Annotated in this window: 16 protein-coding genes and 2 tRNA genes; 10 read left to right on the forward strand and 8 right to left on the reverse strand. The window is 73.6% G+C overall.

Features of this window, described 5'->3' with window-relative positions:
* Positions 1-128 precede the first annotated feature (128 nt).
* Positions 129-2,222, reverse strand: a complete 2,094-nt coding sequence (fusA, locus tag HHX41_RS10600) for an elongation factor G (RefSeq protein WP_182905808.1) — start codon at positions 2,220-2,222, stop codon at positions 129-131.
* Positions 2,223-2,413: 191 nt separating this feature from the next.
* Positions 2,414-2,578, reverse strand: coding sequence for a hypothetical protein (locus HHX41_RS39655; RefSeq protein WP_220503928.1), 165 nt, complete (start codon positions 2,576-2,578; stop codon positions 2,414-2,416).
* Positions 2,579-2,704: 126 nt separating this feature from the next.
* Here HHX41_RS39655 and HHX41_RS10605 point away from each other — a divergent pair, with 126 nt between their 5' ends.
* The 3 genes from HHX41_RS10605 to HHX41_RS10615 all read left to right on the forward strand — a co-directional run bounded on the left by HHX41_RS10605 (position 2,705) and on the right by HHX41_RS10615 (position 5,768).
* Positions 2,705-3,703, forward strand: a complete 999-nt coding sequence (locus HHX41_RS10605) for a phosphotransferase enzyme family protein (RefSeq protein ID WP_182905809.1) — start codon at positions 2,705-2,707, stop codon at positions 3,701-3,703.
* Positions 3,700-4,719 carry a sugar phosphate isomerase/epimerase gene (locus HHX41_RS10610; protein ID WP_182905810.1) on the forward strand — a complete coding sequence of 340 codons (1,020 nt, stop codon included), beginning with the start codon at positions 3,700-3,702 and terminating at the stop codon, positions 4,717-4,719. Before HHX41_RS10605 ends, HHX41_RS10610 begins: the two co-directional genes overlap by 4 nt.
* Before the next feature lie 113 nt (positions 4,720-4,832).
* The gene (locus tag HHX41_RS10615) at positions 4,833-5,768 is read left to right on the forward strand and encodes a DUF2332 domain-containing protein (RefSeq protein WP_182905811.1); all 936 of its coding nucleotides are present in this window, start codon (positions 4,833-4,835) and stop codon (positions 5,766-5,768) included.
* Positions 5,769-5,853: 85 nt separating this feature from the next.
* On the opposite strand, the gene HHX41_RS10620 is transcribed toward HHX41_RS10615, so the two are convergent.
* Positions 5,854-7,236 (reverse strand): cytochrome P450, encoded by a 1,383-nt coding sequence (locus tag HHX41_RS10620; protein ID WP_182905812.1) that lies wholly within the window; start codon positions 7,234-7,236, stop codon positions 5,854-5,856.
* A gap of 345 nt (positions 7,237-7,581) precedes the next feature.
* On the opposite strand from HHX41_RS10620, the gene ligD reads away from it, so the two are divergent.
* Positions 7,582-8,763, forward strand: a complete 1,182-nt coding sequence (gene ligD / locus HHX41_RS10625) for a non-homologous end-joining DNA ligase (protein ID WP_169983301.1) — start codon at positions 7,582-7,584, stop codon at positions 8,761-8,763.
* Between the two features lie 3 nt (positions 8,764-8,766).
* On the opposite strand, the gene HHX41_RS10630 is transcribed toward ligD, so the two are convergent.
* From HHX41_RS10630 to HHX41_RS10640, 3 genes are all read right to left on the reverse strand, one after another.
* The gene (locus HHX41_RS10630) at positions 8,767-11,193 is read right to left on the reverse strand and encodes a GMC oxidoreductase (protein ID WP_182905813.1); all 2,427 of its coding nucleotides are present in this window, start codon (positions 11,191-11,193) and stop codon (positions 8,767-8,769) included.
* A 23-nt stretch (positions 11,194-11,216) separates the two neighbouring features.
* Complete coding sequence (locus HHX41_RS10635) at positions 11,217-12,338, reverse strand: alpha/beta fold hydrolase (protein ID WP_182905814.1); 1,122 nt, start codon at positions 12,336-12,338, stop codon at positions 11,217-11,219.
* A gap of 80 nt (positions 12,339-12,418) precedes the next feature.
* Positions 12,419-15,340 carry a LuxR family transcriptional regulator gene (locus HHX41_RS10640; protein ID WP_182905815.1) on the reverse strand — a complete coding sequence of 974 codons (2,922 nt, stop codon included), beginning with the start codon at positions 15,338-15,340 and terminating at the stop codon, positions 12,419-12,421.
* Positions 15,341-15,569: 229 nt separating this feature from the next.
* Between HHX41_RS10640 and HHX41_RS10645 the strand changes: the two genes are divergently transcribed.
* Both HHX41_RS10645 and HHX41_RS10650 read left to right on the forward strand, forming a co-directional pair.
* Positions 15,570-18,038: a molybdopterin oxidoreductase family protein gene (locus tag HHX41_RS10645; RefSeq protein ID WP_182905816.1), complete on the forward strand. Its 2,469-nt coding sequence runs from the start codon at positions 15,570-15,572 to the stop codon at positions 18,036-18,038.
* A gap of 115 nt (positions 18,039-18,153) precedes the next feature.
* Positions 18,154-18,873: a hypothetical protein gene (locus HHX41_RS10650; RefSeq protein ID WP_169983296.1), complete on the forward strand. Its 720-nt coding sequence runs from the start codon at positions 18,154-18,156 to the stop codon at positions 18,871-18,873.
* Between the two features lie 411 nt (positions 18,874-19,284).
* On the opposite strand, the gene HHX41_RS10655 is transcribed toward HHX41_RS10650, so the two are convergent.
* Together HHX41_RS10655 and HHX41_RS10660 are read right to left on the reverse strand one after the other, a co-directional pair.
* Positions 19,285-19,359 (reverse strand) — tRNA-Val (locus tag HHX41_RS10655).
* Between the two features lie 25 nt (positions 19,360-19,384).
* Positions 19,385-19,456: transfer RNA gene (locus HHX41_RS10660), tRNA-Gly, on the reverse strand.
* A 187-nt stretch (positions 19,457-19,643) separates the two neighbouring features.
* Here HHX41_RS10660 and HHX41_RS10665 point away from each other — a divergent pair.
* The 4 genes from HHX41_RS10665 to HHX41_RS10680 all read left to right on the forward strand — a co-directional run bounded on the left by HHX41_RS10665 (position 19,644) and on the right by HHX41_RS10680 (position 22,392).
* A complete protein-coding gene (locus tag HHX41_RS10665; protein ID WP_169983295.1) occupies positions 19,644-20,207 on the forward strand; it encodes a DJ-1/PfpI family protein in 564 nt (187 codons plus the stop codon).
* A 163-nt stretch (positions 20,208-20,370) separates the two neighbouring features.
* Positions 20,371-21,009, forward strand: coding sequence for a class I SAM-dependent methyltransferase (locus HHX41_RS10670; RefSeq protein ID WP_182905817.1), 639 nt, complete (start codon positions 20,371-20,373; stop codon positions 21,007-21,009).
* A 184-nt stretch (positions 21,010-21,193) separates the two neighbouring features.
* The gene (locus HHX41_RS10675) at positions 21,194-22,012 is read left to right on the forward strand and encodes a hypothetical protein (RefSeq protein ID WP_182905818.1); all 819 of its coding nucleotides are present in this window, start codon (positions 21,194-21,196) and stop codon (positions 22,010-22,012) included.
* A 104-nt stretch (positions 22,013-22,116) separates the two neighbouring features.
* Positions 22,117-22,392, forward strand: coding sequence for a hypothetical protein (locus tag HHX41_RS10680; RefSeq protein ID WP_169983291.1), 276 nt, complete (start codon positions 22,117-22,119; stop codon positions 22,390-22,392).
* The last annotated feature ends 8 nt before the right edge of the window (positions 22,393-22,400 follow it).

The following is a 22,400-nucleotide window of genomic DNA, read 5'->3' on the forward strand; positions in this document are numbered from 1 at the left end:
GGCCCGGCGGAGCGCCTCCCGCGTGGTGCCGCCCACTGTGGTGCCGCCCACTGTGGTGCCGCCCACTGTGGTGCCGCCCACTGTGGTGCCGCCCACTGTGGTGCCGCCCACCGCGCCACGCGCTGCGTCTACCGGGCGGGGCCCGGCCGGGTAGCCGCGGCGGCACCGGTCACCCGGGCGTAGCCGGCGGGCCGGCTGGTGAAGGCGCCCCTGCCCCGGGTCCGCCCGCGCAGCCCGGTCGCGTACCCGAAGAGCTCGGCCAGCGGCACGGTCGCGGTGACCACCATGGTGCCTGCCCGGGTGCCCGCCCGCGCGGCCGAACCGGTGACCCGGCCGCGCCTGGCCGCCAGGTCGCCCAGCACCCCGCCGACGGCGTCCTCCGGCACGGTGACGGTTACCTCGGCCAGCGGCTCCAGCAGAGCCATCTCACCGGCACGCAGCGCCTCCCGCAGCGCGAGCCGCCCGGCCGTCCGGAACGCCATCTCCGAGGAGTCCTTCGGGTGGGTGGCGCCGTCGGTGAGCGTGACCCGCAGGCCGGTCACCGGATGGCCGCCGAGCGGTCCCTCGGCGAGGGCGTCACGGCATCCGGCCTCCACCGCCCCGACGTATTCGCGGGGCACCCGGCCGCCGGTGACCGTGGACCGGAAGACGAAGCCGTCGGCGTCGTCCATCGGCTCCACGTCGAGCACGACGTGGGCGAACTGCCCCGCGCCGCCGTCCTGCTTGACGTGCCGGTAGAGCAGCCCGGACACCCCGCGCACGACCGTCTCCCGGTAGGCGACGCGGGGCCGCCCGACGGCGACGTCGAGCCCGTGGGCGCGGCGGAGCCTGTCCACCGCGACCTCCAGGTGTAACTCGCCCATCCCCGACAGCACCGTCTGGCCGGTCTCGGGGTCGGCGCGGACCGACAGCGAGGGGTCCTCGTCGGTCAGCCGGGCCAGCGCGGCCGCCAGCCGGTCGGCGTCGCCGCTTCCGCGCGGCTCGACGGACACGGAGATCACCGGCGAGGCCGCGACCGGCGGTTCGAGGACCAGCGGAGCCCCGGGAGCGCAGAGGGTGGCTCCGGCGCGGGCCGCCTTGACCCCGGCCACCGCGACGATGTCCCCGGCCGTGGCCCGGTCCGTCTCGGTGTGCCGGTCGGCCTGCACCCGGAGGATGCGGCCGATCCGCTCGGTGCGCCGGGCGCCGGCGTCCAGCACGACGTCCCCCCTCCTGATCGTCCCCGCGTACACGCGCAGGTAGCTCAGCCGCCCGGTGGCGGCGGCGTGCACCTTGAAGACCAGCGCGGCGAACGGCGCCGCCGGGTCGGCCGGCCGCTCCTGCCCGGCTCCGTCCCACGCGCCGCGTACGGGCGGCACGTCGGGCGGTGCGGGCAGATAGGCCACGACGGCGTCCAGCAGCGGCTCGACGCCCCGGTCGCGGTAGGCCGACCCGCACAGCACCACCACGGCCTCACCGCGCAGGGTCAGGTCGCGCAGGGCGGCGGTGAGAGTCGCCGCCGAGATCTCCGGCCGGGCGCAGAACTCCTCCAGCGCCGCCGGGTGGAGCTCGGCCACCGTCTCCTCGAGCAGGCGTCGGCGCCGGCGGGCCTCGTCCGCGAGGGACTCCGGCACGGGTCCCTCCGCGGCCGTGTCACGGCCGGCGTCCCAGGTCAGCGCCCGCATCCGCAGCAGGTCCACCACGCCGATGAACCCGTCCTCGCGTCCGATGGGCAGCTGGACGACCAGCGGCGTGACCCGCAGCCGCGCGCGGATCGACTCGACCGCCGTGTCGAGGTCGGCGCCGGCGCGGTCCATCTTGTTGACGAACGCGACGCGCGGCACGCCGTAGCGGTCGGCCTGCCGCCACACCGACTCGCTCTGCGGCTCCACGCCCGCGACGGCGTCGAACACGGCGACCGCGCCGTCGAGCACCCGCAGCGACCGCTCCACTTCGTCGGAGAAGTCCACGTGGCCCGGGGTGTCGATCAGGTTGATCTGGTGGCCGTCCCACAGGCAGCTCACGGCCGCGGCGAAGATGGTGATCCCGCGGTCGCGCTCCAGGGGGTCGAAATCGGTGACGGTGGTCCCCTCGTGCACCTCGCCGCGCCGGTGGACGGCGCCGGTGAGGTAGAGGATCCGTTCGGTGACGGTGGTCTTGCCCGCGTCGACGTGGGCGAGGATGCCCAGGTTGCGGATGCCGGTCGGCGGGACGAGGTGATCGTGTTTCAGGTCGGCGCGCATGGCCATGCCCTTCGGGAAGGTTCCTACAGTGGCGGGCGCGATTGGCCTGACGAGACGAACCGGCCGGGTTCAGGCCGGACACGACCCCTGAAAGGGACGCCATGGTGGGACCGCAGGGCGACCGGCGGAGCGGACGGGGCCGTGATCGGGGCCGCTGGTTCGATCCGCTTTTACCAGGGGTACGGAGCTCGTCAGGAACGTCCGGTGCGGGCCGCGCGGCGGGCACCGGGGAGCGACGTGGACACCAGGATCACCTCGTGCCGCGACCGGAGGACGACGACCGCGATGCGCTGGCGCACGGTCAACTCCCCTCTCTCGGTCAGGGCGCGCGTCGCGGTGGCGGCGCGCGTGATCATTGGCGAGTGTACGGAAACAGTCCCGGGCCGCAAACGCGTTTTCCGCCCGTTCTCTCACGTAACGATCTCCAGGATCACGAGAGAAGATCTGAAGGACACCTTTCACGGGATCCGATGGGAGAGCGCATGCAGGTCCACGACCTGTCCGGGGGCGACGACGTCCTCACCCGCGTCGTGGGGGTCGCCCACCGCGCCTCGGAGCGGTACGGTCTGTCCCCGGACGCCGCCGTGACGTTGCTCAACGTGTCGGAGAACGCCACCTTCAAGGTCGACGACGGTGGCACGACGGCGATCCTGCGGGTCCACCGGCTCGGCTACCACCCGCCGGAGGCCATCGCCAGCGAGCTCGCCTGGCTGGAGGCGCTGCGCGACGAGGCGGGCGTCGTCACCCCCCGCGTGCTGCCGGCGCGCGACGGGTCGCGGGTCGTCACGGTGGAGGACCCCGGCTTCGAGCCCCGCCACTGCGTGATGTTCGAGTTCCTGCCCGGCGCCGAGCCGGCCGAGGACCGGCTGGTGGAGGAGTTCGAGCGGCTGGGCGCGCTGACCGCCCGCATGCACCGCCACGCCCGCGCCTGGGCGAGTCCTCCCTCCTTCACCCGGTTCCACTGGGACCTGGACGCCGCCTTCGGCCCGGCGCCCCGGTGGGGCAGGTGGCAGGACGGCCTGGGCGTGGACAAGGAGGCGCGCGCCGTGCTCGCCCGGCTGGAGGCCGAGCTGCGCCGCAGGCTGGAGCGGTTCGGCAAGGGCCCGGACCGGTACGGGCTCATCCACGCCGACCTGCGCCTGGCCAACCTGCTCGTGGACGGCGAGGCGGGGATCGGCGTCATCGACTTCGACGACTGCGGCCTCGGCTGGTACCTCTACGACCTCGGCGCCGCCCTGAGCTTCATCGAGCACCGTCCCGAGGTGCCGCACATGGCGGAGGCGTGGGTGCGCGGCTACCGGTCCGTGCTCGACCTGCCGAAGGAGGACGAGGCCGAGATCTGGACGTTCATCATGTTCCGCCGCCTTCTCCTCGTCGCGTGGATCGGCTCCCATTCGGCCGCCGACATCGCCGGGGAACTCGGGGCCGGTTACACCCTGGGCAGCTGCGAGCTGGCCGAGCGCTATCTCAGCGGATCATGACGGCGCGGGCGGACTCCTGGGCGGTGCGGGTGGCGAGCGCGCCCGTCAACTTCGGCGTCTACCGCGCCGGCGGCGCGCCGCTGCGGCCGGGCGAGATGCTCGCGACGATGCGCGAAGCCGGGTACGACGGCACCGACTCCGGGCCGATCGGCTACCTGGGGACGGCGCGGAGCCTGCCCGCCCTTCTCGCGGAGCACGGTCTCGGGCTCGCGGGCGGGTGGGTGGACCTCCGCTACGGCGACCCGGACGGCTTCCGCGAGGACCTGGCCGCCCTCGACGCCGCCCTCGACGTGTTCGCCGCCGTCCGCGACGCGATGTGTGGCGCCGGGTCCGACGGCTCGGGAGGCGAACGGGACGGGCGGGCGGCGGGGGAGGCGTGGACGGCCGACCCGCGGTTCGCGCCGCGGCCCACGCTCGCGTGCCCGGACCGGCCCGAACGGTTCGCCCGTCCCGGCATGCCCCCCGACACCCGGCTGTCCCTGCCCGACGGCGAGTGGCCCGCGTACGCCGCGCGCGTCGGGCAGGCGGCGGCCCGCTGCCGCGACCGCGGCCTGGAACCCGTCTTCCACCACCACCTGGGCACCGACGTGGAAACCCCGGAGGAGATCGAGCGGCTGCTCGAGCTGACCGACGTCTCGCTGTGCCTGGACACCGGGCACCTGTGGCTGGCCGGGGGCAACCCCGTGGCGGCCATCCGCGAGTGGTCCCCGCGCATCCGGCAGGTGCACGTCAAGGACGCCTCCCGGGACATCCTCGCCCGGGTCCGCGCGAGGGGCGGCGACCTGTGGGACCTGGTCGCGGCGGGCGGCTTCCCGTCGCTCGGGCGGGGCGACCTGGACCTGCCCGCCGTGCTGGCCGAGCTGTGGCGGTCGGGTTACGAGGGCTGGATCGTCGTCGAGCAGGACGTCCCGGCCTTCCGCGCCGCCGACACCGAGGCCCTCGATCGGGCCGTCGCCGACCAGCGGGCCAACCGCGCCGCCTTCGGCGAGGCCCTGCGCGCCGCCGGCCTCGCCTGACCGGGCCCTGCCCGCCCTGCCCGCCCCGGTCTCCCCGGTCTCCCCGCGACTGAGCGAGCCGGGGCGGGCGTCCGGCCGAAGCGCGGGAGGCGGCGCGAGGCGATCATAGGGACATGACGACCAGCGAGATCTACGCCGGATTCGCCGCTCGGGAGGCGCGCGGCGTGTCACGGGCGTACGAGCGCCTGGCGCTCGCGGTCTCCCGCGACCGCGAGATGCTCGCGCTGCTCGGCGCGCTCCCGCCGGCGAAGCGGCAGCCGAACCTGCTGTTCGGCGTCGTACGGTTCCTCGGCGGCCCGGTCGAGGACCCCGCCGCGTTCCGTGACCACGTCCTGGGGAACTGGCCGGCGGTCGAAGCGGAGATGCGCACCCGGTCCGTACAGACGAACGAGCCCGGGCGGTGCGCGGTGCTGCTGCCGGTGCTCGCCGCGCTGCCGCAGCCGCTCGCCCTGCTGGAGGTCGGGGCCTCGGCCGGGCTGTGTCTCTATCCCGACCGGTACGCCTACCGCTACGGCGAGCACCTGGTCGGGTCCGGCGAACCGGTCCTGGACTGTGCCGCGACCGGGGTGGCGCCGCCGGCCCGCCTACCCCGGGTCGTATGGCGGGCCGGGCTCGACCTGAACCCGCTCGACGTGACCGATCCCGCGGACGTCGCGTGGCTCGACGCCCTCATCTGGCCGGAACACGTGCACCGCCGGGCCCGGCTGCGGGCCGCGGCGTCCGTCGCCGCGGCCGAGCCGCCGCTGCTCGTGCGCGGCGACCTGGTGGACGACCTGGCGGCGCTGGCCGCGCGGGCGCCGCGGGGCGCGACGCCGGTGGTGTTCCACACCTCGGTCCTGTACCAGGTGCCGGCGCCGAGGCGGCAGGCGTTCGCCGAGCTGGCCCGCGGGCTGCCGGGGCACTGGATCGCGAACGAGGCCCCGGACGTGCTCGCGTACGCCGGGCTGCCGCGGCCGCCGGGCACGGCGCTGTTGAACGTCCTCGCGCTGGACGGGACTCCGCTCGCCTACACCCGGTCGCACGGGCAGGCGATCGCCTGGTTCGCGTGACCGGTACGGTCACGTCGATCGGGAGCCGGAATGGTCCGGCCGGAGCGCGGGCCGCCGTAGGACCGCTGCGGTCCTACGGCTTCGATCACTGCGTGCGGCGCAGTTTGCGCAGGAACGCCCGGAGGCCGGACCTCGGGCGCCAGTCGCCGCCGTCCTCGGCGGCGGGCGACGGCTCGGCGCCGGCCTCCGGCCCCGGCCAGGGCGCGGCGGCGAAGGTCGGGTTGAGCTGGTAGCGCACGTGCAGGGAGAGCGGCGTGCGGATGAAGGGGGAGGGGCGCCAGGCGAGCTCGTCGCGCGGAGCCGCGAGTTCGAGCGTGGAGAACCGGTCGAGCAGCCGGCGTACGGCGATCGTGACCATCTGGGTGGCCAACCGCTGGCTCGGGCACCTGTGCGGGCCCGCGCCCCACGCGAGGTGGGCGCGGGTGCTGCGGACGGTGTCCCGGAGCGCGGCGGTGAACCGCGGGTCGGTGTGGGCGCCCGCGATGGACAGCATCACCGGGTCGCCGGCCGCGATGGTGAAGCGGCCCAGTCTCAGGTCCGTCCTGGCGTAGCGGAAGGTCACGTTGGCCAGCGCCGGGTTGAGCAGGGCGACGCGGTTGACGGTCTCCTCGATCGCGCCGACAGACACGGTCTCCCGCATCCGGGGGTTGGTGACCACCTCGACGATGACGTTGCAGATCAGGCTGCCGGTGAAGTCGAGGAAGCCGGACAGCATGAACAGCTCGCGGGCCAGTTCCTCGTCGGTGAGGTCCGGATTCGCCTCGGACATGTACGACGGCAGGTCGTCGCCCCGCTGGTGCCGCTTGGCCGTTGCCAGTTCGTGGAGGGCGGCGAAGAGCCGCCGGTACGCCCCGGCGGAGTCGGGGCCGTCCAGCAGGCGCCACTGGTCCATCACCATTTCCTCGCCTCGCTCGATGGTGACGCCGAGCAGGTGGTTGGCGACGAGCAACGGGAACGGCCGCCCGTACTGGGTGACGAGGTCCGCCCATCCGAAGGGCCCGCCCTCCGCCATCACGTCGATGAGGTCGTCGCAGAACCGCAGCATGGCGCGTTCCAGCCGCTGCGCCTGCCCGCTCCCGGGCTCCTGGAACGGCCGGAGCCCCGCGTTCCAGGCGCCGCGCAGGCTCCGGTGCCTCTCCCCGTCGTGGAAACCCGAGTTGTCGGCCTGCAGGAGGGCGAGCAGCGGCCAGTCGGCGGGAACGCGCCCCTCCGCGTACGCCCGCCAGTTGTCCACGCGCTTGCTCCACAGGTCGCCCGGGTTCTGCATGACGTGCAGCACCTCGTCGTAGCCGATCGCGAGCCAGACGGGCACACCGAGGACGTCGACCGGGGCCACCGGGCCGTACATCGCGCGCAGGCGCTCGTGGACGGGCGCGGGATCGGTCTCGTAGTCCCTGGTGAGCAGAGGTTCCAGCGGTAACGAGATGAGACCTTCCACGGCCGACGCGGATCGTCTGTCGGAGATCATGGGCGTGCGCCTGCCTTTCGGGTCACCGAGCCGTTCCTCAGGCGATGCGAACCTCGGTATGGGCGGCGATCTTAGAGTGTCCGCCCACAAATGTCAGCGGCCGGATCTGTCGTTGATCGCTGGTATGAACGCACCACCGACCGACGTACAGGAACGAGTCATCCGACGGCATCAGTGATCTTCCGCGACGACCGTTCCTTCCCTTCGAGGAGGACGGGATGCTGTCGGTCATCGTGTCCAAGGCCCTCCTGCCGGCCGCCGACACGCAGATCACCGACCCGTCCATCACCCGGCAGATCGAGCCGTGAACCGGGCCGGGCCGGCGCCGGGACGTAGTGTGGCGGCATGACGCTGGAGCTCGACGGCAGGATCGTGAAGATCACGAATCCGGACCGCGTGGTCTTCCCGCGGACCGGGCACACGAAGCTCGACCTGATCTCCTACTACCGGGTGGTCGCCGATGGAGCGGTGCGCGGCGTGGCCGACCGGCCGGTGATACTCAAGCGCTTCGTGCACGGCGTCGGCAAGGAGGCGTTCTTCCAGAAGCGCGCGCCCGCCAAGCGCCCCGAGTGGGTGGAGGTCGTCGAGCTGAGCTACCCCTCCGGCCGGACGGCGGACGAGGTGGTGATCCGAGACCTCGCCTGCCTGCTGTGGACCGTGAACCTGGGCTGCGTCGACCTCAACCCCCATCCCGTACGGGCCGAGGACCTCGACCACCCGGACGAGCTGCGGATCGACCTCGACCCCGTGCCCGGCGTCGGCTGGGAGCAGATCGTCCGGGTCGCCCTGGTCGCCCGCGACGTGCTGGAGGAGCACGGTCTGACCGCCTGGCCCAAGACGTCTGGCTCGCGCGGGTTCCACGTCTACGCCCGCATCGAACCGCGGTGGACCTTCCGCGAGGTACGGCGGGCCGCCGAGGCGGTGGCCAGGGAGGTCGAGCGCCGGGAGCCGGACGTCGCCACCAGCCGGTGGTGGAAGGAGGAACGGCAGGGCGTCTTCGTGGACTACAACCAGAACGCCCGCGACCACACCGTGGCCTCCGCCTACTCCGTGCGGCCGACCGGCCTCGTCTCGGCCCCGCTGACCTGGGACGAGGTGCCCGGGTGCCGGCCGGAGGACTTCACCCTCGCGTCGCTGCCCGACCGGTACGCCGAAGTGGGCGACCCGTGGGCCGGGATGGACGAGCGGGCGGGCTCCCTGGACGCCCTGCTGGAGCTGGCGGAGGCCCAGGGCCCCCGGCCGGACAAGCCGGCGGCCCCGCCCAGGCAGGGGCGGCGTCAGCCGGTCATGCCGCTCGTCGAGATCGCCAGGGCGGCCACGCGCGAGGAGGCGATGGCCGGGCTCGAGCGGTGGAAGGCCCGCCACCCCGAGGTGGCCCGGCTCCTGCGGCCGGCCGACGTCCTGGTCGACTCCATGCGGGGGCGCAGCTCCGTGTGGACGAGGATCCGGGTCAACCTCCAGCACGTCCCCGAGCCCGACCGGCCCGGCCAGGAACCGCTGGAGGCCGACTACGACCCCTGGGCCTAGACATCAGCCCGGGCCGTAGACCTCCCACAGCTCGCCGAGGAAGAACCGGCAGAAGCGGGCCACGGCCGCCGCGCCGGCCGGGCCGGCCGTGCGGAACGTCGTGAGCATCCGCACGAGGTCGGACGGCAGGATGCGCAACGCCCCCGCGGCGACCACGGCCGCCCGCTCGTCCCCGTCCTCCTCGACGTGTCCCTCCAGCAGGCGGGCGTGCAGGGTGGAGGTGTCCAGCCACAGGCGGGTCGGCGCGCCCGGCTGGATCTCCTTGTGCCCGGCAAGCGTCCGGGGGCGGCCCTCGGCGTCGTAGAAGTGCAGGCGGTAGCGCATGCACCGCTGCCCGGCCGTCTCCCCCGGGACGAACAGGTTGAACGATCCCCGGGCGAGGGGGCGCCTGCCGCCGCACAGGTCGGCCTCGATCCAGCCCTCCGCCCTGGCCTCGTGCTCGGGCTCGGTGAGGAAACGCTCGATGTCGTCGATCGTGATGGTGAGGCGGAAGGCGAACGGGAAGCCTCCGGCCGCACTCCCACGGGCCGGGAGGCCGGGCGGGCCGGGCAGCAGAAGCCCCCGCATCTCCTCCACGAACCACAGCGAGGTGCGGCCCTCGAACACGCTCGGCTCGTCCTGCGGGCCCGCCGCGAATGCACGCGGGCCCTCCGCGGCGGCGGCCGTCGCTTCGGGGGCGTCCGCCGCCGGCCGGGCCGCCGCCCCCACCGGCACGGCCTCCGCCTCGATCGGGGACGGCTCCGCCACGGGCGCGGTGACGGACGCGCGGCTCTCCAGGATCCGGGTGCACATGCGGTCGGCGAGCGCGGCGATCGTCAGCGACGGGTTGGCGCCGACCGGCCCGGGAAGGGCCGCGCCGTCCGCGACGTACAGCCCGGGGAACCCGAAGACCTCCCCGTACGCGTCGCACACCCCCTCGCCCGGATGGAGGCCCATCGGCGCGCCGCCCAGCGGATGCACGGTCATGACCCGCCTGCGCCACCAGGGCGGGCTGTCGGCGTACTCCGCGCCGAGCACGTCGCCGATCCTGCGCATGATGGCACGCACCCGGTCGAAGTAGTCCTCGCTCGTCTCGGCCGTCCACTCCACGTCGAGGCGGCCGTCACGCAGGCGCAGCCTCCCGTCGGGGACGTCGCGGCCCATGCCGAGCAGCGGCAGCGAGGTGCCCGACAGCTCGCCCCGGCCGATCAGGTCGGCCATCTCCGCCGACAGGTTGGTGTCGTGGGTGACGATGTTGCGCAGCCGCCGCAGCAGGAACCGCGCGACGCGGCCGGGTCCCATGGCCGCGCCCTCGGCCAGGTAGTCGACGAACTCGGGATAGCCGCCGTCCTCGATGTAGGCGCCGCGCCCGTCCGCGCCGTCGTCGAGCCGGATCGCGCTGGTGATGACCGGGCCGCGGCTCGCCCGGATGGGCCGGGTCCTGCTCCGGTCGGTGGCCCGCAGCAGGAACGCCAGCATGTCCCCGTTGCCGCAGAAGCGCGTGCCGAGGGCCGAGCTCAGGCCGGGGAAGGCCGCCCGGTTCTTCAGCAGCAGGTACGACGTGCCGTACGTGCCGGCGGCCAGGACGAGCCGGTCGCAGCTGATCGTGTGCGGCCCGGTCCACCGGGGCGGCCCGTCGCCGTCCTCGCCCATGTCGTCCCCCCGCGGCATGTGCTCGACGTACTGCACGTCGTAGCCGCCGCCCACCCGCGGCCGGACGCGCCGCACCTCGTGCAGCGCGCGCAGGTCCGCGCCGTGGTGCCGGGCGGCCGACAGGTAGGTGTGGTCGAGGCTGTTCTTCGCGCCGTCGTTGCAGCCGATGTCGCACTCGCCGCACAACCGGCACGTACGGCGCGGCACGCCGTGCAGGTTGCCGTACGCCGCGGCGGCGACCGGCACGCCCTGACAGGGCTCCGCGTCCGGCGACGGCGCGAAGCTGACGGCCAGCGGCGGAAGCCGCCAGTCGAGGCCCAGCTCGGCCGCCGCGTCCCGCATGGCGAGGGTCTTCAGCGTGCCGTCGAAGCCGGGATGGCTGAGCGGGTACGGCGCCACGCCGATCATGCGCTCGACCGCGTCGTAGTGCGGATCGAGGTCGGCCCTGGTCACCGGCCACGACTCGTAGCCGCCGCCGGGCAGCGCCTGCTCGTGGACGAACCAGTCCTCGTCCTTGCGCAGCATGACGTTGGCGTAGATGAGCGAGCCGCCGCCGAGGCCGCTGGCCACCACCGAGTCGCAGTCGGAGAAGCTCCAGATGTCGTACATCCCGTACAGGCCCTCGACCGGGTCCCAGAAGGCGCGGCCGAGCTGTGCCGGGCCGCGCGGGAAATCCCCCGGTGCGTACGCCCTGCCCCGCTCCAGGACGACCACCGACAGCCCCGCCTCGGCGAGGCGGTAGGCGGCGACCGCGCCGCCGAAACCCGAACCGACCACGACCGCGTCGACATGTTCCATGAATGAGGTCTCTCAGTGCCGCTTCAGCGACCGCTGTGTCGCTTCAGGAAGTCGAGGATGTGCGGGAAGACGTCCCGGTGCGCGTTCGCCCCGATCAGGGGGTCGATGTGCCCGTAACCGGGCAGGATCCGCAGCTCGTGCCGTCCCGGCGCCGTCTTCGACAGCACGCGGTGGCAGACGATGTTCGAGTCGGTGAAGACGTCGTTGCGGTCGCCGGTCAGGAACAGGATCGGCGTGTCGACGTCGGCCGCGTTGACCAGGTAGTCGTCGGGCAACGCGGCGTACCGCGGGTCGCCGGTGTCGGACTTCACCGCCCGCCCGGCCGCCACCATCTTCCGCACGTGCCGGTAGTAGTGCAGGTCGCAGGCGCCGTTGAGGTCGGCGAGCCGCTCGTGCACATGCGTCGTCCGCGCCAGGTTGCGGTGGCGGTACATCGCGGGCCTGCCGCTGCCCCACATGAAGCTCTGCATGTGGCAGGCCGCCTCCCGGCACTCGGGATGGAGGAAGGAGACGGCGCGGGCCAGCAACCACCGCCGCGTCAGCGGGGGCGCGTACCTGAACCGGGGGTCCAGGTACGACAGGCCCGTGCCGTACTCCAGCAGCGCCGGACCGAAGGTGAGCTTGAGCCGGGCCCAGGGGTGGACCCGGGGCGTCAGCGCGACGCTGTTGGCGACCACGCTGGCGATCCCGCTCACGGTCCCGGAGAACAGGCTCATATGGAAGGTCACCGACCCCAGGCAGTGGGCCACCACGTGGATCCGCCGCGCCCCCACGTGGCGGCGGATCTCGCGCAGTGCTGCCGGGTGGTCGTACTGGGCGATGTCGTCCAGCGTGTCCCTGCGGGTCTCCATGGCGTACGGAAACCTGTTGCTCATCCGGAAGTCCAGCGCCCACACGTCGCCGAACCCGCTGTCGTGCAGGAACCTGACCAGGTTCGGGTGCTCCGGCATGACGAACATGTCGCTCGACGAGGTCAGGCCGTGCACGAGCAGCACGACGTCGTCCGGCGCCCCCTGCGCCGGCGCGTCGTCCCGGCGGAACCGGGTGAGCTGTAACCCCAGCTCGTCCTCGGTGGCGAACGGATGGACCGTGACCTCGGCGTTCCCCACGCCGTCGAGCGTGAACCGGGGTATGCGGTGTCCCATGCGATCGCCTTTCTGCCGGAGATACGATCGCAGGCCGCCACGTACCGGCGGCATCGTGGAAAACCCGTACTTGTCGGGAATCACCGCTTGAGGGCGGTCGCCACGCCGACCCGGGAGGTGACCTCCAGCTTGGCGAAGATCCGCGACAGGTGCGTCTCCACCGTACGGACGCTGAGGAAGAGCCGCTCGGCGACCTGCTGGTTGGTCAGCCCCTCGGCGACGAGCAGCGCCACCTCCAGCTCCCGGGGCGACAGCCCGAACCGGGGCGCGTCCCCGCCCGCGACGGTGGTCGCGCCGCCGCCCACCCGTACGCCGAGACGGCGAAGCTCCCGCTCCGTGCGCGCCTTGAGCGCGCGGGCGCCGCAGGAGTCGAAGATCTCCGCCGCCGCCCGCAGGTGCTCCCGGGCACGGGTGCGGCCGTCCGGCGTCCCGAGGCGCGCGAGCCCGGCGGTGAGCAGCGCCCGGCCCGCGTCGAGCCGCCGCTCGCCCGAGCCCAGCTGGCCGGCCGCCTCCTCGGCGGCCGCGGCCGCCGCGCCCGGATCCCGGCGGGACAGCGCGTGCGCGCGGGCGAGCGCGGCGAAACCGCAGTACGCAGGCAGGCGCGGGTCCTCCAGCCGGGCGGCGAGCGCCGCCCACCGCGCCGCGCGCGCGGACGCCTCCGCGTCCGTCCCCGTCCCCGTGCTCGTTTCCAGGGAGGCGTCCGCGTAGGCGAGCGTCTCGCACGCCTGGAGCAGCGTCCCCGGGTCCAGACGCGGCGACTCGAACCGGTTGCACGCGTCCAGCACCGCCTCGACTCCCTCGGCGTACCTGCCGGCGTTGACCAGGGCCTGCCCGCGCGCGTAGCGGGCCGTGGCCTCCCAGGTCTCGCCCGCCCCGACACCGCGGTGCACGGCCTCCTCGCCGGCCCGCAGCGCCGCGTCGTCGTCGCCGCTCCACGACTCGACCAGGCAGACCTGGGTGAGCGCGAAGACGAGCTGCTGGCCGGAGTCGAGCAGCCGCGCCCCCTCGACGGACTCCTCGGCGGTGGCCGCGGCCTCCGCCAGGCGTCCCATCGCCACCAGCGTCTTGGCCCGGCCCGCCAGGAGGTTGGTCAGGATGTAGCTCTGGCCGGTCGAGCGGGCGACGGCCGCCGCCCGGTCGAAGTGCCGCAGCGCCTCGCCGTACCGGCCGAGGTGGGACTCGGCCCAGCACAGCCAGGCGATGGCGTCCAGCCATTCGGACAGATGCTCGTCCGGCGCGTCCGCGAGCAGCTTGCCGGCGATCTCGGCGTAGCGCAGCGCGTCGTCCGTACGGCCGGCGGCCAGGGCCGGCATCGGGCGCAGCGCCGCGACCGCGACCGCGAGGCCGGGCTCCCAGTCGTCGGCGTTGTCGGGCATCAGGTCGAGCACGGCCTGCGCGGCCCGGAAGTCCACCCGCATCATGCTCTCGGCGACCAGGCGCATCCGCATCGGCACGGCGGCGGCCGCCCGCGGGTTGGGCATCCGGCTCAGCTCGTCGAGCAGCAGCGCCCGCGCCTCGTGCGGGCGGTCGAGCTGGCGCTCCATCAGCGCGCACACGCGGGCCGCCCGGCCCCGGCGGGGATAGTCGTCCTCGGGCAGCATGCGCAGCAGCTCGCGGGCGGTGTCGCGGCCCTCGGCCAGCCTGCCGCTGATGCCCTGCGCCCAGCTCAGCTCCATCATCAGGGCGAGCCGGCCCTCCCGGGCGGCGGCGTCGTCCGGCATGAGCCGCAGCGCCGCCTGCAGCCAGTGCGCCGAGGTGGCCGGCGCGTGCGCCGTGACCGCGCGGGCCGCCGCCACCAGCACCTCCACCGCCCGCTGGTCGCCGAACGACCCGGAGTGCTCGACGTGGTGGGCCTGCACCGTCGCGGGAGCCCCCAGCCCCGCCAGGTGGGCCACGATCCGCGCGTGCGCGCCCAGGCGCCAGCCCGCCGCCGCGGACTCGTAGACCGCGCGGCGCACGAGGGGGTGGCGGAAGCGGAACCGCCCGCCCGCGCTGCGGACGATGTCACGCTCGACCAGCTCGTCCAGCGCGGCGAGCGTGGCCTCCGGCGGCACCTCGGCGGCCACGGCGGCGATGGCGGGCTCGAACTCGTCGGCGGCCACGGCGGCCGCCTGGGCCACCAGCAGCGCCCCTGGGGACAGGTCGCCCAGCTCGACCTGGAGGGCCGCGAGCATGGTCGGCGGCAGCTCGGTCACGTCGGTGCCGCCCATCCGGGCCAGCGCCTCGAGGTAGAACGGGTTGCCCCCGCTGGCCTCGTACAGCGCCGTGCCCCGCCCGCGGCTGACGCCGGGGCCGAGGAACTGCCGGACCTCCGCCGCGCTGAGCGGGCCGACCGCGAGCTCGTGCCCGCGCGGGCCCGCCGCCGCGGCCAGCCTGGCGACGCGCGGGGCGGCCTGGGCCGGACGGTAGGCCACGGCCATCAGCACCGGCCCGGCGGGCGGATGACGCACGACGTGGTCGAGGAACTCCATCGTGCCGTCGTCGGCCCAGTGGACGTCGTCGAGGACCAGCAGCAAGCCGGAAGGCCCGGCCAGCGCGCCCACGAGGTGACGTACGGCCCGGTAGAGCCGGTAGCGGGCCAGGCCGCTGCGGTCGTCGGCCAGGGCCGGTTCGTCCCCCGGCGGGCCGCCGCCGGAGGCCAGCCCGGGGAAGACGCCGGACAGCAGGGCGGCCTGCCCGGTCCCCACGGCCCGGGTGACCTCGTCGCGGCGGGCGTCGAGGTGGTCGTCGAGCGCGTCCACCAGGGCGCTGTAGGGCAGTATCTGCTCGTATTCCGCGGCGCGTCCCCACAGCGAGGTGAAGCCGTCCCGGCCCGCCATCGCCATCAGCTCGCCGAGCAGCCGCGTCTTGCCCGCACCCGGCTCGCCGACCAGCGCGAGGAACTGGAACCCGTCCCGCCGGCTCGCGGCCATCGCGCCTCTCAGCGCGGTCAGCGCGTCCTGTCGTCCGACGAGCGGCGCGGCAGTGCCCGAGACGACCGGCCCGGCCGCGCGTCCATCCATCCGCACCCCACACGCGAATACGCGGGCCGCCCCTCACCAGCCGCGCGGACAACTCCCAGTAAATGCACTTTACAGATCAACAGAGCGTACAGGGGCGGCAGCTCGGCATTAACCCCTTCTGGAAAGTATTCGAAAAGGAACCGGTCAGTTCGGGCGATTCCGGGATCGGGGGAGCACGGCACCGGGTACGGGACGCGTCGTTCACACATCGCCACCGCGGAGGTGCCAGGTGCTGGACCGGATCGCCGATCCCAGGGGACGGCGCACGCCGTACGGACCTCCCGACGCGGTGGAGCGGCTGGCGGCGGCCCTGCCGAGCCACATGCGCGACGCGCTCCCTTCGGTCATCCGTCTCGGCAGCCCCTGGCCGGTGCGCGTGGACGTGTTCCTGGAGGACGGCCTCGCCGAGCAGCAGGTCGAGCACTGGGTCCGCGCCGTATCGGCGGCGGGCTGGGGCGGTGACGCCATCGACCTGGCGGTACGCGGCGGCCGGGTGGCCGGCGTACGCGGCCGGGCCGGCGACCGCGTCAACCACGGCAGGCTCGACCCCCGGGAGTGGCACGCCTGGCAGCCGCGCGCGGAACGCCTGACCCGCCCGTTGGTTCGTGAAGACGGGAGGCTGGTCGAGGCCACGTGGGAGACCGCGATGGACCGCGTGGTCGCGAGGTCGAGGGAGCTGCTCGCCCGCCCCGGTGGCTGGGGCCGTCTCGCCTTCCACACGGGCACACGGCTGTTCCTGGAGGAGCACTACACCCTCGCCGTCATCGGCAAGGCGGGGATCGGCACCCCGCACATGGACGGCGACACCCGCTGGGGCGCGGCGGCCGCCGCGGCCGCGCTCGCGGCGAGCTTCGGCGCCGACGGACAGCCCGGCTCCTACACCGACGTGGACCACTGCGACGCGCTCGCGCTGTGGGGGCACGACTGCACCGCCTCCCATCCCGTGCTGTGGGAGCGGATGCTCGACCGGCGGCTCGGGCCCGGGCCGCCCGCCATGATCGTGGTCGGGCCCGAGGGAACGGCGGCCGCCGGGGAGGCCGACGTCCACCTCGCCGTACGTCCCGGCACCAACGTGGCGCTGCTCAACGGGCTGCTGCACGAACTGATCGCGGGCGGCTGGCACGACGCGGCGTACGTCGCCGCGCACACCGTCGGCTTCGAGCGCCTGTGGCGGGTCGTCGAGGCGTACCCCGCCAAACGGGCGGCGGAGATCTGCGGGGTGCCGGTCGCGCTCATCGAGCAGGCCGCCGAGATCCTGGGCGCGGCCGAGCGGCTGGTGTCGACGGTGGGCCAGGACTTCCTGGGCTCCAACCAGGCCACCGCCGCTGCCTGCCAGGTCAACAACGTCCACCTGCTGCGCGGCATGCTCGGCCGTCCGGGGGCCGGGCTGTTCCAGCTCGGCGGGCCCGGGTGCGATGCGCTGGAGGCGGGCTCGGCCGCGGACCTGCCCGGACTGCGCAACTGGGCCGACACGGGGCACGTGCGCGAGCTGGCGGACCTGTGGAACGTCGACCCCGCCGTCATCCCGCACTGGGGGCCCGCCACGCACGCCGGCCAGATCCTCAGGTACGCCGAGGAGGGGTCGGTCGGGCTGCTGTGGATCACCGCGTCCGATCCGGCGGCCACGACGCCCGGTCTCGACCGGATCCTCGGCCGGGAGGACCTGTTCGTCGTCGTCCAGGATCCGTACCTGACCGAGACCGCGCGGCTGGCCGACGTGGTGCTCCCGGCGGCGGCCTGGGGCGAGAGGACCGGCACCGTCACGGGCGCCGACCGCACGGTGCACCTGTGCGAGAAGGCGGTCGAACCTCCGGGGGAGGCCAGGACGGACCTCGGCATCCTGCTCGACTACGCGCGGCGGATGGACCTGCGCGACCGGGACGGCCGGCCGCTCGTGCACTGGACGGACGCCGAGTCGGCGTTCGAGGCGTGGAAGGCGTGCACCAGGGGCCGTCCGTGCGACCACACCGGGATCACCTACGAGCGGCTGCGGGCCGGCGGCATCCAGTGGCCCTGCGCGCCCTCCAGCTCCCACGGCGTCGAGCGCCTGTACGCCGGAGGGCGCTTCGCCACCAGCCCCGGGCACTGCCAGACGTTCGGGGCCGATCTCGCCACGGGGGCCGAGTACGGCGAGGAGCGGTACCGCACCGGGGACCCCGGGGGACGGGCCTTCCTCCACGCCGCCGAGTTCGAGCCGTCCCCGGAGGTCGCCGACGACCAGCACCCCCTGGTCCTCACCACACGCCGGGCGCCGCGCCGCTTTCCCGTCCGGCTGGCGCGGCTCGGGGACGCCGTGCCCGAGCCGTGTCTGGAGGTCCATCCCGGCGACGCCGCGGTGCTCGGCGTCGAGGACGGCGACCTCGTCCGGGTCGAGTCGCGCCTGGGCGTGCTGGAGGCCGTCGCGCGCCTGTCGGGCGGACGCCCCGGAGCCGTGGTCCTGGTGCTCGACGGGCAGGGCGAGGCCGTGACACGGGCGGCGGAGGAGCTCACGCTCACCGCCTGGGACGCGGTGTCCCGCCGGCCGCTGCGCACGGCCGTGGCGGTCCGGCTGTTGAAGGCCGGGCGGCGCGGGGACGCCTCTTTGGACGAGGGCCTCTGCTCCGCCGCCGCGCACCTCGGCCGCGGTGCGGCCGTGCGGCCCGAGGTGACGGCCGCAGCGGGAGGAGGGGAGGCGCCGGAGCGGTACGAGGAGGTCTGACGTCCGCATTCGCCGGAGACGAGGTGGGTCGGCCTACCGGAAGGAAGCGACGAGAGATGGTCCCTGCGCGCACACGCACCGCTGGGGGGGACGCGGCCCGCGGGTGGGGCGCTCCGTGAGCGAGCATCTGGCGCGCTACCTGGAGACGCTCTCCCGCACGCAGCACGAGCTGTCGTCGGGGTTCCGCGCCCTGCGGCGCGGCCATCCCCGCGAGCCCGACCTGTGCGGCGTGTGCGAGCGGCTGGCCGCGCAGTGCCGCGATCACGCCGAGCGGCTGAAGCCCTTCCTGCGGCGGTACCGTTCCGGCGGACCGCGCGACCCGCGTGCGTTGGGGGCCGAGACGAGGACGGCGGGGCTGAGGCCGCCGGGCTTCGAGGCGCCGCGCCTGGAGACCGCGAGTTTCGACGCCGGGGCTCTCGACGGCGGAGGGTTCGACGCGGGGGGGTTCGATGCCGCGGGTCTGGAGACGGCCGACCTCCAGCGGGTCGTCCGCGCGGCCGCGGAACGGGAGCGGGCGGGCGTCGAGGGCGCGGACCCCGGAACGGCGCGGCGCCCGCGTGTGACACCGGGGCGGGGCGGTGGGGACGGCGGCGGCCTCGTGCTGCTGCGGGACCTGCACGGGCTGTATCTCCTCGCGACGGAGTGCGACCTGTCCTGGAGCGTGCTCGCACAGGCCGCCCGCGGGCTCAGGGACGACGACCTGCTCGACCTGACCCGCCACTGCGCCCCCGAGACGGCCGTCCACCTGCTCTGGCTGCGTACCCGGATGAGCCAGGCCGCGCCACAGGTGCTCGCCGTCCCGCGTTCGGAAAACGACGACAAAGTCCGTCATTAAGAAGAAATCTAGATCTGAGCCGTAAGATTTCCGACGTAAATTGATTGTGCACGCACGGGGCAATTGGTAGAAGATTATCTCGGTGCTGGAACCGGCAGAGCCGGCCGCGCCCATCGTGACACCGGTGCTCAATGGCGGGGGCCGTACCGGTGGCGGCGGAAAGGTTTTGTCCCGGGAATCGGGCTGCCGCGATTTCGCCGGCGGCGCCGGCCGCATGTCAGCGGCCGGCGCCGCCACAGGTGGAGGCTTCCACGGGAGCGGAGAGGCGGCCGGTCCACGGCTCCATTTCCATCACCCCGCCGGTCTACGGCTCCTCTTTCATCACCCGGCCGGGCCGGATCACTTCACGGCCTCAATGGCCCGGAACGCCGAAGGCCGGATCCGCTGATCGCGGATCCGGCCTTCGAGCGGTGGTGGACGATACTGGGATTGAACCAGTGACCTCTTCCGTGTCAGGGAAGCGCTCTCCCGCTGAGCTAATCGTCCGTGCCCGGATATGGTCCGGGCTCCGAGCGGAAGACGGGATTCGAACCCGCGACCCTCACCTTGGCAAGGTGATGCTCTACCACTGAGCCACTTCCGCAGCCATCGCTCGGGTTTCCCCGGCGACGCGTGAACAACTCTAGCGGATTCCCGGGGGTGCCGGTGCCAACCGCCGCCGATTCCGTACGCGGACTCGCGGCTGTGACCGAAGTGGGGCGAGACGTTGACCCGCCGCGGAGGCGGCGCGCAGGATGAGGCCGCGACCGTACACAGGAGGGGGTTCCGTCATGGCGAAGGTGCTCATCGTCACCGGTGACGCGGCCGAGGACCTGGAGGTGATGTATCCGTACCAGCGGCTTCTGGAGGAGGGCTACGAGGCGCACATCGCGGCGCCGTCCGCCAAGAAGCTGCAGTTCGTGGTGCACGACTTCGTCGAGGGCTTCGACACCTACACCGAGAAGCCGGGCCACACCTGGGCGGCCGACGTGGCCTTCGCCGACGTGGACCCCGACGAGTACGCCGCGCTGGTGATCCCGGGCGGGCGCGCCCCCGAGTACATCCGCGGCGACCGGGACGTCCAGGAGATCGTCCGCCACTTCGCCGGCGCAGGGAAGCCGATCGCCGCGCTCTGTCACGGGCCGCTGGTGCTCGCGGCGGCGGGAGTGCTCAAGGGCCGGGAGAGCAGCGCGTACCCCGCCTGCGCGACCGACGTCGAGAGCGGCGGCGGCACGTGGGTCGACAGCGAGGCCCACGTCGACCAGAACCTCGTGACCGGGCGGGCCTGGCCGGACCACCCGGCGTGGATGCGCGAGTTCATGAAAATCCTGCGCGCCGCGGCCCCGGCGACCTGATCAGCGCACCGACCGGCCGAGGGGCGGATCGGGGCTCCTGATCCGCCCGGGGCCGGCTCGTATCCCGCCGGCGCGGCTACCGGCGAGCGGTCGCCGGCGACCACCGGGGCGAGCCGTTTCAGTGATCCGCGGAGCGTGAGCCGAGGGACTAGAGTCGCCCGCCGTGACCCAATCCGCTTCCTATCTCACCGCGACGGCGGAGGCGTACGACGCCGTCGCCGACCTCTACGCCGAGCTCTTCCGGGACTCGCTCGACCGCCTGCCGCTGGACCGCGCGATGCTCGCCGCGTTCGCGGAGTCCGTACGGGCCGCCGGCGCCGGGCCCGTGGCCGAACTCGGCTGCGGCCCCGGCTATGTGACCGAGCACCTGCGGGGCCTGGGACTGGACGCCTTCGGCGTCGACCTGTCGCCCAGGATGATCGAGCTCGCCCGTGAGGCCTATCCCGATCTGCGCTTCGAGGTCGGGTCCATGCACGCGCTGGACCTCGCCGACGGCGAGCTGGGCGGCATCCTGTCCTGGTATTCGGTCATCCACACCCCGCCGCGGGAACTGCCGCCGTACTTCGCCGAGTTCCGCCGCGTCCTGGCCCCCGGCGGCGTCCTCCTGCTCGGCTTCTTCGAGTCCGAGGGCGATCCGGTGACGGAATTCGACCACAAGGCGGCGCCGGCGTACCGATGGCCGATCGACGACCTCGCCGAACTGGCCCGCGAGGCGGATTTCCTCGAGATCGGGCGGATGCTGCGTGAGCCTCTCGAAGGCGAGCGCTTCCGCCAGGGCCGTCTGCTGATGCGCCGACGCTAGGTCGTGTCCCTAGCCCCTCGCGGGCGGCCGGTCCGGGTGCGGCCCGACCGGCCGCCGCAGTCGAGCAGCGGCCCATATTCCCCGCTCATCTATGGAGGTGCCTACCGCACTCGAGATGCCGCGGCGAATGGCCGTGCTTCGGGGCGCGTTCCGTGCGGGCAGGTTGTGTGAAATGAATGAGCGGGTGCGAATACGAGAAAAGCGGACGCTGCTCGTCGGGCTGGTGGTGATGACGGTGGTGGGGGTCAACGGGTGCTCCGCGCACTCGGATGACGGGCACGCGGTCGCCGTCTGGAGAAACCTCCTTTCGGTGACCAATCCCGACTACCGCGTGGTCCAATCCGGTGGAGCCAGGGGCTTCGGCTCTCGTGACGGTTGGACCACCATCGAACCCCGGCGGCCGGCGCCCTCCTCGGGTTCGGAATACGGGGGTTGGAGTACGCGACTCGACGACGTCGAGGACGCCGCGGACGTCTCGAGGAACCTGAGCGGGTGGAGCCTGACGGCCGCGCTCGTGAAGCTCGGCGCGGACCCGCTTCAGGATGAGGACGCACGGCAGGAGGCGCGACGTGTGCTTCGGTCGCTCGGCCCGTCTGTCAGGTCCGAGGTGGTCGTCGGGTTGCGCGAGCCGCTTTCCGAGCCCGAGGTGGTGAAGCTCATCGGCAGGACACCGGACGTGCTGCTGTTCTCCACCGGGCCGAACGGAAAGCCCCTCTCCTGGGACGGCTCCAAGTACTGCGACTCCCGGGGCTTCGACGCCTGGTGCTCGTCGGGCGCCGAGCCGTCGCTCACGAAGGAGTTCGAGACCTGGATCTCCCTGCTCGGGCCGGGCGACGAGAAGTCGCTGACCGCCTTCGGACTGAACCTGGACGAGTTGAAGACCCTCCCCGGCCAGGGCGTGCACGGCTTCGTCCTCAGCGGGTGGCCCGCGGACCTGCTACCCATCTTCGACGACCCCCAGGTCATGTCCTTCAGCGTGGCCGACATCGCGGTGGACGGCTGAGGCGACCGTCGAGATGCCGCTGGGGCAGCTTCTGGACTGATCCTGCCCGAAAACGGGCAGGAAACTTGTTAGTCGGCATCAGCACTGCGTTAGGGTCCTGCTCTGTGTCCACGGCACGGAATCCCTTCGAGGATCTGATCGGCCACCTCACCCGGACCACGTCGCTGGGACCGGGGGAGGCGGCCCGCGTGGTGGCCGACGTTCTGGCGTACTTCGGCGAGCCCGCGGAAGAGTACGTGCGGCGCCGCCACGGCGAACTCAAGTCGAGGGGGCTGACCAACGACCAGATCTTCCCCAGAATCTCCGCCGAGCTCGCGGGAAGACGTGTCGCGGCACCGGAGCTGACCCTGCGCCAGCTCCGGCGGATCGTTTACGGATAGGAGCGGTT

Source organism: Microbispora sp. H13382, assembly GCF_014161445.1.
GTDB lineage: Bacteria > Actinomycetota > Actinomycetes > Streptosporangiales > Streptosporangiaceae > Microbispora.

Excerpts from the sequence above, each read along its gene's own strand:
- HHX41_RS10620 (WP_182905812.1), bottom strand. The coding sequence starts at position 7,236 with ATGATCTCCGACAGACGATCCGCGTCGGCCGTGGAAGGTCTCATCTCG.
- HHX41_RS10605 (WP_182905809.1), top strand. The coding sequence starts at position 2,705 with ATGCAGGTCCACGACCTGTCCGGGGGCGACGACGTCCTCACCCGCGTC.
- fusA (WP_182905808.1), bottom strand. The coding sequence starts at position 2,222 with ATGCGCGCCGACCTGAAACACGATCACCTCGTCCCGCCGACCGGCATC.
- HHX41_RS10635 (WP_182905814.1), bottom strand. The coding sequence starts at position 12,338 with ATGGGACACCGCATACCCCGGTTCACGCTCGACGGCGTGGGGAACGCC.
- HHX41_RS10610 (WP_182905810.1), top strand. The coding sequence starts at position 3,700 with ATGACGGCGCGGGCGGACTCCTGGGCGGTGCGGGTGGCGAGCGCGCCC.
- HHX41_RS10665 (WP_169983295.1), top strand. The coding sequence starts at position 19,644 with ATGGCGAAGGTGCTCATCGTCACCGGTGACGCGGCCGAGGACCTGGAG.
- ligD (WP_169983301.1), top strand. The coding sequence starts at position 7,582 with ATGACGCTGGAGCTCGACGGCAGGATCGTGAAGATCACGAATCCGGAC.
- HHX41_RS10640 (WP_182905815.1), bottom strand. The coding sequence starts at position 15,340 with ATGGATGGACGCGCGGCCGGGCCGGTCGTCTCGGGCACTGCCGCGCCG.
- HHX41_RS10630 (WP_182905813.1), bottom strand. The coding sequence starts at position 11,193 with ATGGAACATGTCGACGCGGTCGTGGTCGGTTCGGGTTTCGGCGGCGCG.
- HHX41_RS39655 (WP_220503928.1), bottom strand. The coding sequence starts at position 2,578 with ATGATCACGCGCGCCGCCACCGCGACGCGCGCCCTGACCGAGAGAGGG.
- HHX41_RS10615 (WP_182905811.1), top strand. The coding sequence starts at position 4,833 with ATGACGACCAGCGAGATCTACGCCGGATTCGCCGCTCGGGAGGCGCGC.